This window comes from Sneathiella litorea (assembly GCF_009882915.1).
In the GTDB taxonomy this organism is placed as follows: domain Bacteria; phylum Pseudomonadota; class Alphaproteobacteria; order Sneathiellales; family Sneathiellaceae; genus Sneathiella; species Sneathiella litorea.
The window spans coordinates 1,240,259-1,258,213 of the sequence record NZ_WTUW01000001.1 but is presented as its reverse complement, the minus strand read 5'-3'; the positions used below and the strand labels follow the sequence as shown (position 1 = coordinate 1,258,213).

Here is a 17,955-nt window from a genome sequence, read left to right as displayed (position 1 = left end):
TAACGCAGTGAATAAAATTGATTTAGCAACGGTTCTGGGTCTGTTTGGCAGCTTTATGCTTGTCACAGGTGCCGTTTTGCTCGGAGGTTCAATCGGCTCATTCTATAATCTGCCGTCTGTCCTGCTGGTGCTTGGTGGAACCTTTCTGGTTACGATGATCAGCTTTTCCCTGTCTGACATTATCCGTGCCCAACGATTAATTCTGAACACCCTATTCACGCGAAATGTAACACCGAACTACGCCGCCTACTCCATGCTTGATCTCGCCGATAAATGCCGCGGCAAGGGAGTGTTGCATCTGCAAGATTATCTGCAGTCTCTTGAGGAGGACAGCTTTCAGCGCAAATCGCTGCAACTTGTTGTTGACGGCTTGCCCGCAGAAGAGGTCAATCGCATTCTGCAAAATGATTTAAATGGCATGATCGCACGGCATAACGCCTGTTCCAGCGTTCTACGCAAGGCAGCAGAAGTCGCGCCGGCGATGGGCCTGATCGGGACACTTGTTGGCCTGGTACAAATGTTGGGTAACCTGAATGACCCATCCAGTATTGGACCAGCCATGGCCGTTGCCCTGCTCACGACATTCTACGGAGCCGTTCTCGCAAATATGTTTTTTAATCCGCTGGCATCCAAACTGGAGCGTAACTCTGCGGAAGAAGTTTTATTGAACCGGGTATTTATGCTCGGTGCAGCGTCCATCGGACGGCAGGAAAACCCCCGCCGCCTTGAAATGTTGTTGAACACCCTGCTGCCGCCCGCAAACCGCGTGCAGTTCTACAGTTAAGATACTAGGAGAGTAAGTCGATGAGGTTGCTTATAATTGGTTCCCTGAACGGTCAGATTGGCGCTGCCAGCCAGATCGCCATCTCGCGCGGTGCCAAGGTCAGTCATGTGGACGATATCGAGATGGCAATGGCGTCCCTGCGGGCGGGCAAGGGTGCGGACATGGCCATGATTGACGTCAATCTGCCGATAAAGAACCTTGTCAGTATGCTTTCCGGCGAACGGATCAATCTCCCCGTCATTGCCTGCGGCGTAAACACCGACGCAACCGCAGCGGCAAACGCCATCCGTGCCGGTGCCAAAGAATTTCTTCCTCTGCCGCCTGATCCCGAACTGATCGCAGCAGTCCTGGAAGCAGTATCCCAGGAGAACAACAAGCTCGTTTTCGCTGATCCCGCCATGAAGGACGTCGTCAATTTGGCAGAGCAAATCGCACCCTCATCTGCGTCTGTTCTGATCAATGGCGAAACCGGAACAGGTAAGGAAGTCATGGCAAGTTATCTGCACTCACATAGCAACCGTGCTGATAAGCCATTTGTTTGCGTAAACTGCGCTGCAATCCCTGAGAATTTGCTGGAATCAGAACTTTTTGGTCATGAAAAAGGAGCCTTCACCGGTGCAATTGCCCGGCGTATCGGTAAGTTTGAAGAAGCAAACGGTGGAACCCTGCTGCTTGATGAAATCAGCGAAATGGATATCCAACTGCAGGCGAAGCTCCTCCGTGCAATTCAGGAAAAAGTGATTGATCGCGTGGGCGGATCAAAACCGGTTCCTGTCGACATTCGTATCATCGCGACATCTAACCGCGATCTTGCGGAAGCAGTCGCCGAGAAAACCTTCCGCGAAGATCTGCTCTTTCGTTTGAATGTCGTGACTCTCAAAATCCCGCCGCTTCGCCAACGGCCCGTAGATATCGAGGTTCTCTCGCAGCATTTTGCAAAGAAATACGCTGATTCAAACGGACTTAGCGAACGCCGTATTGATGAAAGCGCGATGGCCAAGCTCAAGCTTAACCCCTGGAAAGGGAATGTGCGTGAGCTTGAAAATACTATCCACCGCGCTGTTCTCCTCTGTCAGGGCGATACAATAACCGGGGAGGCAATATTGATGCCGGATGGCAGTGCCACACCATCCAATCAGACTGCCTCTGCCGAGAATGGCGTTGCGGCTACTGCGGCGGGCGCAGGTTCCCTCGTCGGCAGGAAAGTCGCTGACGTTGAGAAGGATCTCATTTTGAACACGCTTGACCATTGTTTCGGCAATCGAACACACGCTGCGAATATTCTCGGTATTTCAATCCGGACTTTGCGCAATAAGCTGAAGCTCTATTCCGATGATGGTGTCAACATCCCGGCGGCAACTGGGGACAACCGTTATCAGGCTCGTGCGTAAACACCAGTAAAACTCCATAAGCTCTTGAAAGTGCCCCGTAAATGAGTGACCCCCAATCAACAGCAGCAGCCCCTCAGGGAAGCGGTGAAATTCTTCAGCGGATAAGGCAGGTAGTCGGGCGCAGTGATATCGGTTTGGCACTTGGTGTCGTCTGTATCCTGATCATCCTGATCCTGCCGATGCCAAGCTGGTTGCTTGATTTTAGCCTTGCCATCTCGATCACCTTTTCCGTCGTGATCCTGATGACCTGCCTGTTCATTTCCAAGCCATTGGATTTCAGCTCATTCCCGACTGTACTTCTGATTGCAACGATGTTGCGGCTGGCACTCAACCTTGCGTCTACACGCCTTATCCTTTCGGAGGGACACACCGGCCCGGAAGCGGCAGGACATGTAATTGCAGCCTTTGGCAGTTTTGTCATGGGTGGCAATTTCGTCATCGGGATCATTGTATTTTCCATTCTGGTACTGGTGAACTTTATCGTCATCACAAAGGGTTCTGGCCGTATTGCTGAAGTCGCAGCTCGCTTTTCCCTCGACGCGATGCCAGGCAAGCAGATGGCAATCGATGCAGACCTTTCTGCAGGCATGATCAATGAGGATACGGCCCGCACACGCCGCAAGGAACTGGAGGACGAAAGCGGTTTTTTCGGCTCCATGGACGGTGCATCAAAATTTGTTCGGGGCGACGCAATCGCGGGCCTTTTGATCACCTTTATCAATATTATTGGCGGCATCATTATTGGTGTTGCTCAGGAAGGCATGTCTTTTGCGGCCGCCGCGGACAGCTACACGCTTCTCACTGTTGGTGATGGCCTGGTCAGCCAGGTCCCGGCTCTGATTGTATCTGTCGCCGCAGGCCTCCTGGTATCGCGCGGCGGCGTTGTTGGCACGACAGACAAGGCCTTGCTGGGCCAGCTCGGTGGCTACCCCCGTGCCCTCGGCGTGAGTTCCTTCTTGCTGGTCGGCCTCTCTCTTCTTCCCGGCGTACCTATGATTCCGTTTCTGATTTTGGCAGGCGGCATTGGCTATTCCGCATTTGTTCTGAACCGCCGACAGGAGGTTAAAGCGTTCGAGGAAGAACAGCTAAAGATTGATCACAAGAAAACGGCAGTTCCAGCGGAGGAGCCAATCTCCACGGCCCTTGCGATTGACGATTTGCGGCTTGAGCTCGGCTACGGTCTTCTGTCTCTGATCAATGACAATGAAGGCTATCGCCTTACTGATCAAATCAAGGCCCTGCGCCGACAGATTGCCAGTGAAATGGGTTTCGTGATGCCAAGTGTGCGCATCCTCGATAACATGCAGCTGCCCGCAAATAATTACCTTGTCAGAGTCAAGGAGGTTGAGGCCGGTGCTGGCGATGTTCGGCCTAATAATCTTCTAATCATGGATCCCCAGGGACAGCATATCGATCTTCCTGGTGAAGAGACAGTAGAGCCAACATTTGGCTTGCCCGCTGTCTGGGTTGATACGGGCCAGCGTGAAGAAGCGTCTTTCCGTGGTTACACAATTGTTGATCCGGCAACCGTTATCACCACCCATCTGACAGAGATATTGAAGGATCATATGCCGGACCTGTTATCCTATGCGGAGACACAGAAACTTCTCGATGACTTGCCAAGCGTTCATCAGAAGCTCATCGCCGACCTGATCCCGACGCATATCTCGGTAAGTGGCGTTCAGCGCATCCTGCAAAACCTTCTTTCAGAACGCGTTTCCATTCGGGATCTACCAACTATTCTGGAGGGTATTTCTGAAGCTACCGGGTACTCACAGAACATCAATATCATTACAGAGCATGTCCGCGCCCGACTGGCCCGGCAAATCTCCGCAGTAAATACAGCTGACGATGGCTATATCCCACTCATTACACTAACACCGCAATGGGAGCAGAATTTCGCCAATGCCATCATTGGGCAGGGCGACGATCGGCAACTTTCCATGGCGCCTAGTCAATTGCAGGAGTTTATTGCAAGAGTAAGAGAGGTATTCGAAACGCTGGCAACACAGGGCCACAATCCGGTAATGCTGACCAGCCCTGCTATCCGTCCGTATGTCCGGTCCATTATTGAACGCTTCCGTCCGTCAACCGTGATCATGTCACAGAATGAAATTCACCCAAAAGCCAAACTAAAAACACTGGCGCAGGTTTAAGGCAGCGATAGATGCGGATCAAGACCTACACAGCCCCAACCATGGAGAAGGCAATTAACAAGTTGCGCCTGGAAATGGGACCGGAAGCAATCATTCTCTCCAGCCAGAATACGGATACTGGAGATGTCCAGCTGACTGCTGCGATTGAGCAGGTGGATACTCCAGCGCCTTTAAATGGAAATGGCTGGGCGGAGGAGTGGGATAGTGACTGGAAAACGGAAGCCGCCGATCCGTTGCACCAGAAGCCAAATGGTCAAGCCAACATTAAAGCATCCACGAAACCTTCTGCTTCCGCGACAAGGAAGAAACCTAACACGGTTCAAGTTACGCCAAAGATGGAATCTCTGGTTCAATCCATGGCCTATCACGGGATTCCGACGAAATTAGCGGAAAAGCTATGCCGAACGGCACTCTCCATCAATACAGAAGATACCGGAATGGCACTAGCCGCCGCACTGGACAGCCATTTCAAATACTCTTCGAAGGTTATCGGCCGAAAAACACCAATAATGCTAGTAGGGCCTCCCGGTGTTGGGAAAACCATAACGATTGCCAAATTTGCAGCGACCGCCAATAGGGAAAAACGCAAAGTTCATATTATCACCACAGATACCAGCCGAGCCGGCGCTGTCGAGCAGCTCAAAGCATATACAGATATTCTTGGGTTTGGTCTCGATATTGCCAAGACGCCGGAACAGCTCGCCTCACTTGTCAATGAAAGAAAGCTGACGGAGAGTACAGACATTCTCATCGATACCGGCGGGATCAATGTTTATGATACAGAGGAGGTCACCAAACTGACCCGGCATATCATCGCTGCAAAGGCGGAGCCCGTGGCGGTTCTTGCGGCAGGCACAGATACCGCCGAAATGAGTGATACCGCGGAGGGTTTTGCGGTCTTGGGCGCGCGACGCATGATCGTCACACGCCTTGACACCACGCGTCGATATGGAGGGGTTTTCACGGCCGCCCATTCCGCCAAACTCAGCTTTTCATACGCCAGTGTTTCTTCCTCCGTTGCTAAGGGATTGCATACTATCAATCCAGTTAACCTCGCCAGGCTTCTGCTTAGAGATCCGACACGATCTGAAGTCGACAAAGAATTTGATAAGGTAAAACCATGATTCAGACTGAAAGCCCACTTCGCAACCGCCCGTCGATGCACCCAGCGACGCAAGCCTCCGGTAATAACCTGATTACTGTAGCCTCAGGCAAAGGCGGTGTCGGAAAAACAGTTCTTGCCATTAGTCTCGCCCAGTCGCTTGCCAAAGCAGGAAAAAAGGTTCTGCTTTTTGATGGTGATGTAGGACTTGCCAATGTGGACATCCAGCTCGGGATTATGCCCGAAAAGGATCTGGCGACCGTCATCACGGGGGAAATGACCCTGGAAAATGTGATTTTTAAGTGCGCGGCAGGGGGATTTGATCTTATCGCGGGTCGATCAGGATCTGGCACGCTCAGCACGATGTCTGTCGGACAGCTAAAGAAAGTCCGTGAAGATCTAACGATCCTCGGCAACAAGTATGATTTTATAATTTTGGATCTTGGAGCAGGCATCGATGATGCGGTGAAAACACTTTCAAACGGACTGGGGCCAAAGCTGGTCGTAACGACCGGCGATCCGACGTCACTCACCGATGCCTATGCGTATATAAAGGTCACATCGCAAATTATGCCCGGCGCCGACCTGCGGGTACTGGTTAATATGGCAAAATCGGAAGCAGAAGGCCGAAAGGTTTATGAAAAGCTGCTCAGTGCATGCCGGAATTTTCTCAAATTTGAACCTCCGCTCGCCGGCATCATCGAGCTGGACGAAAAGGTTTCCAACGCTATCCGCGCTCAGTCTGGATTAATGACGCGATATCCAACCAGTCGAGCCGCAGGCAATATTGATGATCTTGCCCATGGAATTATAAAGGGGACTGCATAGTTATGCGGTGATGATGAATGAGTGGCATTCGCTCACCATCCGGCGTGCCGTCAGGTTTGACGGGAACCGCTAATTCTCCCGCCTCCGGTCAGGGGCCGATAACACCTGCCGCACCTGCAACCGCGCCAGGTAACGAAAGCAGCTTGCCTACAAATACACCCCGGCCCAAACCCGCGGCGACAATCAGCGAAAACACCCCGATAAATGCCGTGGTTATGGCCAAATCCACGAATGAGAATGTTGTCCTGCATACCGAATTCGGCAATTTTCGAATGACAACCCCCACCCCGCTGCCACTCGGGAGCCATATCGTCTTTGAGGTCATCGAGTTACAGGAAGTTATTTTAGCGCGGCTGCTCTCCATGAATGGCAAGGATATTTCACCGCCCCTCGACATCCGCCTTTTACCCACCGTTGAAAAGACAGCATCCGGGGCGGAAGGCTACTTGAAAGCCGGACAATTACATCCACTCGAATTAAAAGCGGGTATGCAGGCTCTTGCCTCTCTGCTCCCCGGTGTCAAAGCGGAGGCGATGCTCCCCAAAATACCTGCTCCGTTATCTGCAATGATGCCTGATCTGCGCGTCGCCTCATCCTCGGGCAGCGTCGCCACCATTCAAGATGGTCGATCACTCGGAATGAACCAGCAGGGTTTAGCTGCGTATCAAAGGTACCATAACCCTTCAGCCCCGGCATCCTCTTCCCCCTATGGGACGTCAATAAGTTCAAGCGGCAACCAATTTCATGTTGTCGAAGCTGATATCCTGCGCCTGTCTGCTCTTGCAAAGGGTGATGCATCGAAAGGTTCAGGTTCACTCGTGGATGGCGCCAAAATTAATCTCATCATTCGGCCACAACAGATGGACGGTTTGCTATCTTCACGTCCTGGACTTTTTCAAGGTACTGTTATCGCCGCAAGCACAGAACTGGCGACAAATGGCAGTAGCCGCGTGACCCTGCAAACACCTTTAGGGACACTGTCCTTTAACTCCTCGACACCTCTTGCGACGGGAACAACGGTACAGTTTGCTCTTGCAAACAATATTGGAGCTTTCCCCCTTCCCAATGCGGAAGCTCAGCAAGCCGGCGGACGACTACCGGCGATCGGTGCAATGGGAGACTGGCAGAACCTCCGTGAGGCACTTAATCTTGTTGCTCATCATGACCCCATCATTGCCCAAACTGTTATCAGTCAAATTATGCCGCAGGCCAATGCACAACTATCAAACACTCTATTATTTTTCATGGCGGCGCTCAATCTGGGTTCTATTGAAAAATGGCTGGGTCAGGACTTTACGCTTGCCTTGAAAGCCGCTGGCCGCAATTCGCTTCTAAATGCACTCGAAGATGATTTCGCTACTTTTTCAAGGCTGCAGTCTGAGCCTGGAGGGCAAGATTGGAAGGCCCTTAACTTCCCCTTCTTTGACGGCACTAATCTCCGGCAGGTCCGTATGTTTCTGCGGAACCATAAAAACCCGAACAATACTGACAATGAGAAGGATACAACGCGTTTTATAATCGAACTTAATTTGACGAAAAACGGACAGATTCAGCTCGACGGGCTATTTAAGCGCCATTTATTTGATCTGGCCATTCGTAGCCATCAGGCCATACCGGAAGAGATGCGACTTCATATCGGCAAGCTTTTCAATGAACATATGGAAATTTCAGGCCTTAAGGGGCAATTGATTTTCAAGACAGTCCCTTCTTTCCCCATCGACCCCCTGGCAGAATGGGAGAGTTGCCCGATGAGTGGCGCAAACACCTAGAGTCCCAACTTTTTGCGCATGGTCTTGGTTAGCTTCAACTTTATAATGGAATAGGCTTCGCGAATATAAACCTTAATATCTTGATCCTGCATAGCGTCCAAGGAGGCCAGCTGCACCCATTTCGCCCGCGCAAGATAGGGAGCTGGTATAATCCCTTTTTGTTCGATTAGTATTGCATAGGTAAGATCGCTACATTTAAAGCTGATTTTATCTGTCTCGTCCGCGCCCCAGTTGGAACAGATGGCAAAAATCTTTCCCCCGACTTTCCAGACAGATGCATTCCCCCATTGAATAACATTGGCGGTGGCGGGCAGTGAGCCACAGAAACGATCAAACTCTTTTCGCGTCATCGTCTATTTCTCCATTCACGGCACCTGATCATACCAGCATTCCTTCAATTACATTTCAAATTTCGATCTTGATAGATCGCTACCGCTACGCCATATTCGCGGGCAATTCTATACAGACAGGAAAACGAGTGATGTTCGTTGTTGCAGCGCTTTATAAATTTGTAGCCCTGCTTGACTATGAGGAGTTGCAGGGACGACTGCTCACCCTTTGTCAGGAGAAAAATATTCAGGGAACGCTTCTTCTTGCTGAAGAAGGAATTAACGGCACGGTTTCCGGTACGCGGGAGGCCATCGATGCGTTGCTTGCATTTCTTAAAGCTGATTCCAGGTTTGATGATTTGCAGTACAAAGAATCATTTAATGAAGTTCAGCCTTTCTATCGCATGAAGGTTCGCCTCAAGAAGGAAATCGTCACTCTCGGCGCAGCGGGTCTCAATCCACGTGAAACAGTTGGCACCTACATTAAGCCGAAGGATTGGGATGCTTTGATAAGCGATCCAGAAACCTTAGTGATTGATACGCGCAATGATTATGAAGTTGAGGTTGGTACCTTTCAGCGGGCTATTAATCCGGAAACCAAAACCTTTCGGGAATTCAAGAAATTCGTCGAGGAAAAACTTGATCCTGTGCGGGATAAGAAAGTTGCGATGTTCTGCACGGGCGGTATCCGTTGTGAAAAATCAACCTCCTATCTTCTCTCCAAGGGCTTTGAGAATGTCTATCACCTCGAAGGCGGCATTCTGAAGTATCTCGAGGAAATTCCGAAAGAAGAAAGTAGCTGGGAAGGTGAATGCTTTGTGTTTGACCAACGGGTCACGGTCAACCATGATCTTGAAAAAGGCTCGTATGACCAATGCTATGCCTGCCGCTATCCGATTACGGACGAGGATAAGACGTCGCCACTATATATGGAGGGGGTTTCCTGCCCGCGCTGCCATGATAGTTTAAGCGCAGATCAGAAAAAACGGTTTGCGGACCGCCAGAAACAGATCACTCTCGCAAAAGCACGAAACGAAATCCATATTGGCAACAAGTAAAGCCAATTTTTGTCACCGGTATTCCACTGAGATATTTCTCATGATTTTCTTAGTACCAGCCGCTTAACGGTGCAGCGCGAGTAAGAAATAATTTTAATTATGTTATAACGGTATGGTGATGTTATCGCGCCCGGCTTTTGCGCCGATGCAGCTCGATCGCAAGCTCATCTAGGCCCATCTGTTCGATCCTGTTGCGCTCATATTTCTCCCTTACCTCCCGGGCATTGAGTGCGACCTGGTACTTTTTTAGTTCCTGATACAAGACACGCACCTCTTCATTCAGCTCCGTGAGCTTGTCATCAACCTCCGCAATGCTCGCCTGGATATTTTCTCTTTGCTGCTTGGCGGCGGCGACATAATTGGCAAACGAAAACCCGACCTCCGGATTATTACCGGCGACATCCTGCTCTCGCTGTTGCTCCTCCTCAAGAGATCGCAATTGCTTGACAAAACCTGCCCGCAGGTTTTCGAAATCAGCAAGCTCTCGCCGTTTCTCGTCAAGTTTCCATTTATGGACCCGTATGAGACTATCCAAGCCCTTCATATTCTTCTCGACCTCATAGCATCAGCTCCGAAATTATGCCGTTTCAAAATTTGGTTCCCGCGCAAGAATTTCAGAAAGCGCGGTAAAACACTCGGATAGGCTGGTCCGTTCCTTCTTCCCTTGGCTCATGAACTTCTCCAGCATGGGGAAGAAGTGAATAGCTTCGTCAACTAATGGATCCGCCCCTTGTCGATAGGCACCCAAGCGGATCATTTCTGACATATCTTCATAAGCGGCAAGATATTGTTTCGCCTTCGAAATGACGACGTTCTCGGCGTCGCTGTTACATCCTGGCATGGTTCGGGAGACAGATTTAAGAACATTGATCGCCGGGTAACGTCCTCGCTCCGCAATCTGTCGCTCCATTACGATATGACCATCGAGAATTCCCCGGACGGCATCCGCTATCGGTTCATTATGATCATCGCCCTCAACAAGAACGGTAAAAAGGCCCGTAATACTTCCCTTGCCGGAACCGGGGCCGGCACGCTCAAGTAATTTTGGCAATTCACTGAAAACCGTTGGCGTATAACCTTTACTCGTTGGAGGTTCACCGCCCGATAGACCGATATCACGTTGTGCCATGGCAAATCTGGTGACGCTGTCCATCAGGCAAAGCACATCGCGGTCCTCATCACGGAAATACTCCGCCAGCGAAAGCGTCAGATAAGCGGCCTGGCGTCGCATAAGAGCGGATTCATCTGATGTCGCGACAACAACGATGCTTCGCTTCAGTCCTTCCTCGCCGAGGTCATCCTTAATGAACTCCTGCACCTCTCGGCCACGTTCACCGATAAGACCAATTATGTTGATGTCTGCCGCTGTATTCCGGGCAAGCATTGAAAAAAGGACAGACTTGCCCACACCAGAACCGGAAAAAATTCCCATTCTCTGGCCACGACAGCAGGTTACGAATGTATTTAGGGCGCGGACGCCAAGATCTATTTTTTCACCAACCCGTTGCCGCGTATGTGCAGGCGGTGGCGCACTCCGAAAGGGTACCGCCTTATTTCCGGGCTTTAGCGGTGGTCCGCCGTCTATCGGCTCCCCCATCGCATTGACGACACGCCCGAGCCAGCTCTCATTCGGAAAGATAACCGGGTCCCGCTCCGCGATTTCCGCTTTGCAGCCTATACCAATGCCCTCCAGCACCCCAAACGGCATTAGCAACGCGCGTTCATCTCGAAACCCAACGACCTCGCATTCAACCTTTCCACCGTCACGGGCCCGTAAATTAACCCGGCTACCGATACTCAAGTGTCTTTGGATGCCACCAATTTCAACCAGCAATCCCATGATTGCGACCACGCGCCCGTAATATTGGGCTGTAGGAACCCTGCTGATTTCCGAAATAATATTCTTCACGAAAGACGCCTCGCTATTCTTTTTCCGCAACCCTGATTTCAGTTGGTTAAGTCATTTTGCCTGAGACACTTTAAAGTTTCGTAAATACCGTCATACGAGGTTAATAAAGATAGTTAATTTTTATCTTTTGTTTTAACTAATTGTTAAGTTAAGTTGTTAATAATAGTTGCGTACAGGAGGTACAGTATATGCGGGTACTATTGATAGAAGATGATAGCTCTATGGCTCGTGGCATTGAATTGATGCTGAGCGCAGAGGGCCTAAACGTTTACACCACCGACCTCGGTGAAGAGGGTGTGGATCTCGGTAAACTCTATGACTATGACATTATTATACTGGATTTGGGTCTACCTGATATGTCTGGATACGACGTCTTGAAAAAGCTTCGTACGGCCAAGGTAGGGACACCCATTCTGATATTATCCGGCATGTCCGAACCTGATGACAAGGTTAAGGGATTGGGTTTCGGCGCCGATGACTATTTGACCAAGCCTTTTAACAAAGATGAACTTGTTGCACGAATTCATGCAATTGTCCGTCGTTCGAAAGGTCACGCACAGTCCACAATTCAGACCGGAAAGCTAACGGTCAACCTTGACTCCAAATCTGTTGAAGTTAGTGGCCAGCGCCTGCATTTGACAGGCAAGGAATATGGCATGCTTGAACTTCTCAGTTTGCGGAAAGGGACGACATTAACAAAGGAAATGTTCCTCAATCATCTTTATGGGGGCATGGACGAGCCTGAATTGAAGATCATCGACGTTTTTGTCTGCAAATTACGCAAAAAACTCGCCGCAGCGACCGCCGGAGATAACTACATCGAAACCGTTTGGGGACGAGGATATGTTCTTCGTGATCCAGAAGAGAACCTACAAGCCCGGGCAAGTTAATTACATTCAGTTAGCGAGAAGACCTAAAAAAGCACCCCCGCAGTACCGAAAATACTGCGGGGGTGCTTTTTTATAGGAAATATGGCCCACCAAAGAACCTTTTAGAATTATGCGGCAGAATTAGCTTGTGGCGCGGCCGTCAGACCGCCATCAGCTGAAGTATAAACTCCCCGCTGACCGTCTATCGGCTTAAAGCTGTCACAAATGCCAAGGACTGTTTCTGCACCTCCCAGGAAGAGCGCGCCATCATCGGCCAAAGCTTTATGGATCTCCTTCAACACCTTGCTTTTTGTTATTTGGTCAAAATAAATCAGGACATTACGGCAGAAAATAACGTCAAATTGCCCGACACTTCCTAGATCTTCCAGAAGATTTTTAGGCTGAAATTTAACCATGGCCCGTATGGAGCTATCGATTTGCCACATCTCACCAACCTGATGAAAATGTTTCATCAAAAGCTGAATGGGAAGGCCCCGCTGCACTTCAAACTGAGAATAAAGCCCAGCCTTTGCTTTTTCCAAAACTTCGCGCGAGATATCGGTTGCCATAATTTCCACACGCCAACCGGCCATTTTGGCGGCCTCTTCCTTCAGCAACATAGCAATGGAGTAAGGTTCCTGCCCGGTCGAGCATGCGGCTGTCCAGATGCGCAACGATTTCTTCGCAGCCCGCTGTTTCAACAACTGCGGCAACACCGCGTCACGGAAAGTGTCAAAAGGCTTGGTATCGCGGAAGAAAAACGTTTCGTTGGTCGTCATCGCCTCAGTAATTTCTTCCAGAAGATGTTCGTCATTGGATCGACGTACTTCATCTGCCAAGGCTTCAAGATTTTCCAGGCCGCGCCTCCGTGCAAGAGGTACCAACCTGCTTTCCAGCAAATACACTTTCTCTTCGGTCAATACCAGCCCGGAGCGCGATTTGACGATATTACTGAACAGTTGGAAGTCCTGACTATTCATACTGGCCCCCCACAAGTTAAATTTTCAATCGCAACGGGGATTTTCTGCAATGGTAAAACCTTATTACAAAGGCCTGCATTCGCGACGGCCCCTGGCATTCCCCAAACAACACTTGTTTCTTCATCCTGGCCGATCACCACTGCTCCTGACTCCGCAAGTTTTTTGCAACCGTCCAGCCCATCCTGTCCCATGCCTGTCAAAATAACCGCGAGTACATGTCGACCATATACATCGGCCAGGCTTCTCAACATTGGATCAACCGAGGGACGGCAATAATTCTCAGGCGGTTCTTGGTTCAGCTCAATAACTACATCCAAATTTCTTCTAGCGACCGTCATATGCCAACCTCCCGGAGCCACATATACGCGATTGCCCAGAACTCTTTCACCGTCAGTTGCCTCAACACAATCCTTGTCGTAAATCTTGTTCAGATGCTCTGCCAAAATCGTCGTAAAAGTGCCGGGCATATGCTGTGTAATTAATATTGGCAGACTGGTTTTGCCTCTCAGCGCGTCAAAGGTTTTAAAGAGCGCTTGCGGTCCCCCCGTGGAAGCTCCAATGGCAATCACTTCAGGTTCGAAGCCAGTCTCTAAAGGCCGTAATTTCAGAGAATTTTTCTCTGAAATTAAAGGTGTTCGTCTCTGCTTTGGTAAAACCTGTCTCAATAGCGGTCGTGCTGCCACATTATTCGCTATGCTGTTTCTCGAACGTCGAGTTGCGCCAAGTGCCCGAACCTTTTGCATTAGGCCACGATGGAACTCTTCCTTTTCATTGGCTACCCTGATTGATTCCGGTTTCGCAATATAATCAGCAGCACCACTAGACAGCGCCTTCAAACTGACATTGGCATTTCGCCGCGTCAGGGTCGACACCATGATAACCTGAACATCCGGATCCATTTCAACAAGTTGCGGCAATGCCGTCAGGCCGTTCATTTCCGGCATCTCAATATCCAGGATAACCAACTCCGGGCGGGTGCGTTGGAACTCGCGTAGGGCCACAACGCCGTTGTTGGCTATAGCAACAACCTCGATATCCGCTTCAGCTTCAAGCCACCTCGTCAAGAACCCGCGTATTACCGCGGAGTCATCGACGATCATCACCCGGTATGGATCACTCGTGCCCTTGTCCTGCAGCTTTGCTATCGTGTTGGCGTGCACCACTTAGAGAACTCCCACCTGTGAGAATTTCGCTTCAATAATTGCCCTGTCGAATGGCTTCATAATATATTCGTTTGCGCCCGCGGAAATAGCTTCGCGAATATGCGCCATGTCATTCTCGGTTGTACAGAAAATGACGACAGGCTGCTCGCCATTCTCGGAACTGCGGAGTGTCCGCAGGAAATCTATTCCATTCATTACCGGCATATTCCAGTCGAGCAATATGACATCCGGCATTTTTTCAAGGCACGTATTCAGGGCCCCTTTCCCGTCTTCCGCTTCAAGGATACCGAAACTTAAATCCTCCAAAATGCGTTTCGCGACCATGCGAACAACTTTGGAATCATCAACAATCAAACACGATGGCATCGAATTTCTCCGTTCTATATCAAGCTGCGATGGTCGAATTGGCTGTAATGTCCAGAAGCCGCTCAATTTGCAAAATAACGAGCAGCTCATTTTCCAGGCGGTAAATCCCCCCAGAAATATCTTTCCAGCAGGCATTCAACGTGACTGGTGTAGGTTGTAATTCATTCTTATCCAGGCTGAGCACCTCGCCGACATCATCGATCATCAAGCTATAGGGTTCGCCGTTATGTTCGACGACAATACTCAGGCCATTTTCATAATTCTCTAGCTGCGGCAGGCGAAGCCGCTTGCGAAGATCAATGGCGGTTACAATACGGCCGCGCAGATTGAGAACGCCGGCAACTTCAACTGGTGCCAGAGGTACTTTCGTTAGTTTAAGACCGCGAAGAACATCATGCACTTCGAGTACCGGAATGCCGAAGAGTTGATCCGCGACTATAATCGTTACATAGTCTTGCATATTGCTGACGGTCATTTTGCACTCCCACATTCTTTGAGGGTTTGCGAGAGCGTGGATATCAATGAGTCTCTGTCGAATTTTGCGACATAATCTGAAAACCCGACGGCGCGACCACGATCAAAATCTCCTTGTGTGGTATGGGAGGACAACGCGACGATTGGCGTCTCATGCCATCTGTCGTCTCCCCGAATTTCTTCAGCGAACTTGAAGCCATCCATCTCAGGCATTTCAATATCGCTGATGATGATGTCGAAATGCTCGCCTATGTCCCGTTTCTTGAGAGCATCAAGCCCATTTTCAGCTGTTGAGACATCATAACCAGCGCTTTTGAGAAGCGGCACGAGCATATTTCGGAAAAAGGGGCTATCATCGACCAGCAGGACTTTCTGTTTCTCGCTGACGGGATCGAAGGGTCGTACGTCCGATCCGCTGAAACTATTACCAAAGCATTTCTGCAGGCAATAACCTACGTCAATAATATCCGTTGTCTTGTCCCGAATAATGGCGCTGCCAACGTAACCGTCACCTTCGGAAATTATTTCGATATCAAGGTAATCTTCAACGATATCGATAATCTCATCGACAACCAACCCCATCGTATGGTCTTGATCGCTGAAGACAAGGACGGCCTGTCGGCCTTGTTCATTGATCTTGGTGTCCTCGTCAATTGTCATCAGCGGCATTAACTTTCCGCGGTACTGCACAACTTTTCTGCCGTTAGCGACCTCGATGGTGTCTACGTCAATTTCCTCAAGACGCGCGACCAGGGATAGAGGAACAGCCTTCGGATTTTTTCCGCCCGCCCGGAAGAGAAGAAGAGCGACCTTCTCCTCCTTTACCTCCGCCTGGGTTGTTTCCTCTTTTATGGAACTGCCCGACCCGACAACGGCATCGCCAGACATTGCAGCTATACCATTCGGATCAAGGATCATAATTACGCTGCCATCCCCGAGAATTGTATTCCCTGAAAAGAGGGCGAGATTTTTCAGAATTGGCGCAATCGGTTTAACGACAATTTCCTCAGTATCAAAGACACGGTCGACGACAATGCCAAATACAAAGCTTGCGACCTGAATAACAATGATAAACTCCTCGGCACCTTTAACATTACTTTGGTCAGCAATTTCATCCGCAGCCGTTTCAAGGCGCAGGATTTCATTCAGGTGAACGAGTGGCAATAATTGATCACGCAGACGGAGGACCGCCGCCTCGTTTATCATTTCGATGAAATGGTTGCAGTTGCCCTCGGCAGATGTCCTGACAAGTTCAAGTACACTGGTCTGAGGTATGGCAAATCTTTCACCGCCACATTCCACAATCAGCGCCGAAACGATAGCAAGGGTAAGGGGAATTTTGATCGTAAAAGTCGACCCTTCCCCTTCTTCGGAGGTTAAGGCAATCGTTCCACCAATCTTCTCGATATTGGATCGAACGACATCCATACCGACGCCCCGACCCGAGACATTGGTTACCTTCTCGGCCGTTGAAAAGCCCGCGCGCATAATGAAATTATGGATCTGCTGCTTGCCCATGTCTTCCAGTTCGGCCTCGCTTGCCAAACCATTTTCAATAACCTTTTTCTTGATTTTGGCGCCATTCAAACCGCGCCCATCATCGGTAATCTTGATGATGATGTGCCCACCTTCGTGAAAAGCCTCGAGTATAATCTTGCCTGTCTCCGGTTTGCCGGCCGCGACACGATCCTCTGGCGTTTCAAGCCCATGGTCGGCTGAATTTCGCACCATATGGGTCAGCGGGTCCTTAATCAGTTCGAGGACCTGACGATCAAGCTCAGTCTCGGACCCATGCATAACCAATTCTATTTTCTTGCCAAGATCATGACTGAGGTCACGGACAATTCGTGGCAGCTTTGACCAGGCGTTGCCGATCGGCTGCATCCGCGCCTTCATCAGTCCTTCCTGCAACTCCGTCGTTACATGGCTGAGACGTTGCAAAGGAACAGTAAATTCACTATCGCCCATTCCGCGAACCATCTGAAGGAGCTGGTTCCGTGTCAGGACGAGTTCACTTACCATTGTCATGAGGTTTTCGAGCATCTGTACATTCACGCGAATGCTCTGATTGGCGATGCTTGATTCCTTCGTGACTTTCTCGGCGACAGGTTTCTTTTCGGCCGTCGGTTCAGGGGTATCATCAGGCCCTTCGGCTGCCTGAAAGGCGGCCTCCAGTTCTTCAAGAGAAACTTCTCCAGGGCGAATTTTTTTATCTGCGGAGCCTGCGTTCGGACCTTCCGCGGCCCGAAAAGCAGCTTCCAGATCTTCTTCGGAAACAATTCCCAAAGACGGCTCTTTTCCAGTTTGAGTGGCCAAAGCAGCTTCGAATGCTGTCTCTCCAAACGCAAGGTCATTCAAACGAGCAATCAGATCCGCATCATCCCCAGCTGGTTCTTTTTCCGTTTCCTCGATTGCAGCCAGTATTCCCTTGATGGCATCTATTGCTTCCAGAATGAGGGTCACAACGTCACTGGTAACGGTAATTTCTTTATCGCGAATTTTTCCAAGAACATTTTCGCCGGCATGCGCAACCGCCTCAAGTCTAGGCAGAGCAAGAAAACCGCAGGTTCCTTTGATGGTATGAACAAGGCGAAAAATACCGTCGATATGGCTTTCGTCGCTCGGATCCTGTTCCAGAACGACAAGAGAAGCGTCAACGATACCAATGCTTTCGTTGGTTTCCGTAAGAAACTCACTCAGAAGATCATCCATTCGCCTGCGCACTTTCCGCATCTTTACTTTCTTTTCAGAGCATTAAATGCCCAGAAAATTTCAGA

Annotated in this window: 16 protein-coding genes; 8 read left to right on the top strand and 8 right to left on the bottom strand. The window is 50.0% G+C overall.

Annotated elements, in window-relative coordinates; genetic code table 11:
* Positions 1 to 7 precede the first annotated feature (7 nt).
* The 6 genes from GQE98_RS06060 to GQE98_RS06035 are packed head-to-tail and all read left to right on the top strand — an operon-like array spanning position 8 to position 8,030.
* Complete coding sequence (locus GQE98_RS06060) at positions 8 to 784, top strand: MotA/TolQ/ExbB proton channel family protein (protein ID WP_202526108.1); 777 nt, start codon at positions 8 to 10, stop codon at positions 782 to 784.
* Positions 785 to 804: 20 nt separating this feature from the next.
* Positions 805 to 2,175 carry a sigma-54-dependent transcriptional regulator FlbD gene (flbD, locus tag GQE98_RS06055; protein WP_161314716.1) on the top strand — a complete coding sequence of 457 codons (1,371 nt, stop codon included), beginning with the start codon at positions 805 to 807 and terminating at the stop codon, positions 2,173 to 2,175.
* A gap of 41 nt (positions 2,176 to 2,216) precedes the next feature.
* Complete coding sequence (flhA, locus tag GQE98_RS06050) at positions 2,217 to 4,331, top strand: flagellar biosynthesis protein FlhA (protein WP_161314715.1); 2,115 nt, start codon at positions 2,217 to 2,219, stop codon at positions 4,329 to 4,331.
* Between the two features lie 11 nt (positions 4,332 to 4,342).
* On the top strand, positions 4,343 to 5,455 hold the full coding sequence (locus tag GQE98_RS06045) for a flagellar biosynthesis protein FlhF (protein ID WP_161314714.1): 1,113 nt from the start codon (positions 4,343 to 4,345) through the stop codon (positions 5,453 to 5,455).
* Positions 5,452 to 6,261, top strand: a complete 810-nt coding sequence (locus GQE98_RS06040) for a MinD/ParA family protein (RefSeq protein WP_161314713.1) — start codon at positions 5,452 to 5,454, stop codon at positions 6,259 to 6,261. The genes GQE98_RS06045 and GQE98_RS06040 overlap by 4 nt, the downstream gene beginning before the upstream one ends.
* 17 nt (positions 6,262 to 6,278) lie before the next feature.
* Positions 6,279 to 8,030 (top strand): hypothetical protein, encoded by a 1,752-nt coding sequence (locus GQE98_RS06035; protein ID WP_161314712.1) that lies wholly within the window; start codon positions 6,279 to 6,281, stop codon positions 8,028 to 8,030.
* Here GQE98_RS06035 and GQE98_RS06030 read toward each other — a convergent pair.
* Positions 8,027 to 8,380, bottom strand: a complete 354-nt coding sequence (locus GQE98_RS06030; RefSeq protein ID WP_161314711.1) for an MmcQ/YjbR family DNA-binding protein — start codon at positions 8,378 to 8,380, stop codon at positions 8,027 to 8,029. The two genes, GQE98_RS06035 and GQE98_RS06030, sit on opposite strands and share 4 nt — an antisense overlap.
* 131 nt (positions 8,381 to 8,511) lie before the next feature.
* Here GQE98_RS06030 and trhO point away from each other — a divergent pair, with 131 nt between their 5' ends.
* Positions 8,512 to 9,417, top strand: coding sequence for an oxygen-dependent tRNA uridine(34) hydroxylase TrhO (gene trhO, locus GQE98_RS06025; RefSeq protein ID WP_161314710.1), 906 nt, complete (start codon positions 8,512 to 8,514; stop codon positions 9,415 to 9,417).
* 121 nt (positions 9,418 to 9,538) lie between these two features.
* Here trhO and GQE98_RS06020 read toward each other — a convergent pair whose 3' ends face one another.
* Positions 9,539 to 9,961, bottom strand: a complete 423-nt coding sequence (locus GQE98_RS06020; protein ID WP_161314709.1) for a hypothetical protein — start codon at positions 9,959 to 9,961, stop codon at positions 9,539 to 9,541.
* Between the two features lie 33 nt (positions 9,962 to 9,994).
* A complete protein-coding gene (gene fliI / locus GQE98_RS06015) occupies positions 9,995 to 11,326 on the bottom strand; it encodes a flagellar protein export ATPase FliI (protein ID WP_161314708.1) in 1,332 nt (443 codons plus the stop codon).
* 188 nt (positions 11,327 to 11,514) lie between these two features.
* Between fliI and ctrA the strand changes: the two genes are divergently transcribed.
* The gene (ctrA, locus tag GQE98_RS06010; RefSeq protein ID WP_161314707.1) at positions 11,515 to 12,216 is read left to right on the top strand and encodes a response regulator transcription factor CtrA; all 702 of its coding nucleotides are present in this window, start codon (positions 11,515 to 11,517) and stop codon (positions 12,214 to 12,216) included.
* A 107-nt stretch (positions 12,217 to 12,323) separates the two neighbouring features.
* On the opposite strand, the gene GQE98_RS06005 is transcribed toward ctrA, so the two are convergent.
* The 5 genes from GQE98_RS06005 to GQE98_RS05985 are packed head-to-tail and all read right to left on the bottom strand — an operon-like array spanning position 12,324 to position 17,890.
* The gene (locus tag GQE98_RS06005) at positions 12,324 to 13,175 is read right to left on the bottom strand and encodes a CheR family methyltransferase (protein WP_161314706.1); all 852 of its coding nucleotides are present in this window, start codon (positions 13,173 to 13,175) and stop codon (positions 12,324 to 12,326) included.
* Positions 13,172 to 14,338, bottom strand: a complete 1,167-nt coding sequence (locus GQE98_RS06000) for a protein-glutamate methylesterase/protein-glutamine glutaminase (protein ID WP_202526107.1) — start codon at positions 14,336 to 14,338, stop codon at positions 13,172 to 13,174. The genes GQE98_RS06005 and GQE98_RS06000 overlap by 4 nt, the downstream gene beginning before the upstream one ends.
* Positions 14,339 to 14,704 carry a response regulator gene (locus GQE98_RS05995; RefSeq protein WP_161314705.1) on the bottom strand — a complete coding sequence of 122 codons (366 nt, stop codon included), beginning with the start codon at positions 14,702 to 14,704 and terminating at the stop codon, positions 14,339 to 14,341.
* A gap of 19 nt (positions 14,705 to 14,723) precedes the next feature.
* Entirely contained in the window at positions 14,724 to 15,179 is a 456-nt protein-coding gene (locus tag GQE98_RS05990; RefSeq protein WP_202526106.1) for a chemotaxis protein CheW, read from the bottom strand.
* A complete protein-coding gene (locus GQE98_RS05985; protein WP_161314703.1) occupies positions 15,176 to 17,890 on the bottom strand; it encodes a hybrid sensor histidine kinase/response regulator in 2,715 nt (904 codons plus the stop codon). Before GQE98_RS05985 ends, GQE98_RS05990 begins: the two co-directional genes overlap by 4 nt.
* Positions 17,891 to 17,955: the final 65 nt, after the last annotated feature.

Coding starts and splice junctions, on each gene's coding strand:
- GQE98_RS06040 (WP_161314713.1), top strand. CDS start 5,452: ATGATTCAGACTGAAAGCCCACTTCGCAACCGCCCGTCGATGCACCCA.
- GQE98_RS06020 (WP_161314709.1), bottom strand. CDS start 9,961: ATGAAGGGCTTGGATAGTCTCATACGGGTCCATAAATGGAAACTTGAC.
- GQE98_RS06030 (WP_161314711.1), bottom strand. CDS start 8,380: ATGACGCGAAAAGAGTTTGATCGTTTCTGTGGCTCACTGCCCGCCACC.
- GQE98_RS06045 (WP_161314714.1), top strand. CDS start 4,343: ATGCGGATCAAGACCTACACAGCCCCAACCATGGAGAAGGCAATTAAC.
- GQE98_RS05985 (WP_161314703.1), bottom strand. CDS start 17,890: ATGGATGATCTTCTGAGTGAGTTTCTTACGGAAACCAACGAAAGCATT.
- ctrA (WP_161314707.1), top strand. CDS start 11,515: ATGCGGGTACTATTGATAGAAGATGATAGCTCTATGGCTCGTGGCATT.
- flhA (WP_161314715.1), top strand. CDS start 2,217: ATGAGTGACCCCCAATCAACAGCAGCAGCCCCTCAGGGAAGCGGTGAA.
- GQE98_RS06035 (WP_161314712.1), top strand. CDS start 6,279: ATGAGTGGCATTCGCTCACCATCCGGCGTGCCGTCAGGTTTGACGGGA.
- GQE98_RS06005 (WP_161314706.1), bottom strand. CDS start 13,175: ATGAATAGTCAGGACTTCCAACTGTTCAGTAATATCGTCAAATCGCGC.
- GQE98_RS05990 (WP_202526106.1), bottom strand. CDS start 15,179: ATGACCGTCAGCAATATGCAAGACTATGTAACGATTATAGTCGCGGAT.
- GQE98_RS05995 (WP_161314705.1), bottom strand. CDS start 14,704: ATGCCATCGTGTTTGATTGTTGATGATTCCAAAGTTGTTCGCATGGTC.
- trhO (WP_161314710.1), top strand. CDS start 8,512: ATGTTCGTTGTTGCAGCGCTTTATAAATTTGTAGCCCTGCTTGACTAT.
- flbD (WP_161314716.1), top strand. CDS start 805: ATGAGGTTGCTTATAATTGGTTCCCTGAACGGTCAGATTGGCGCTGCC.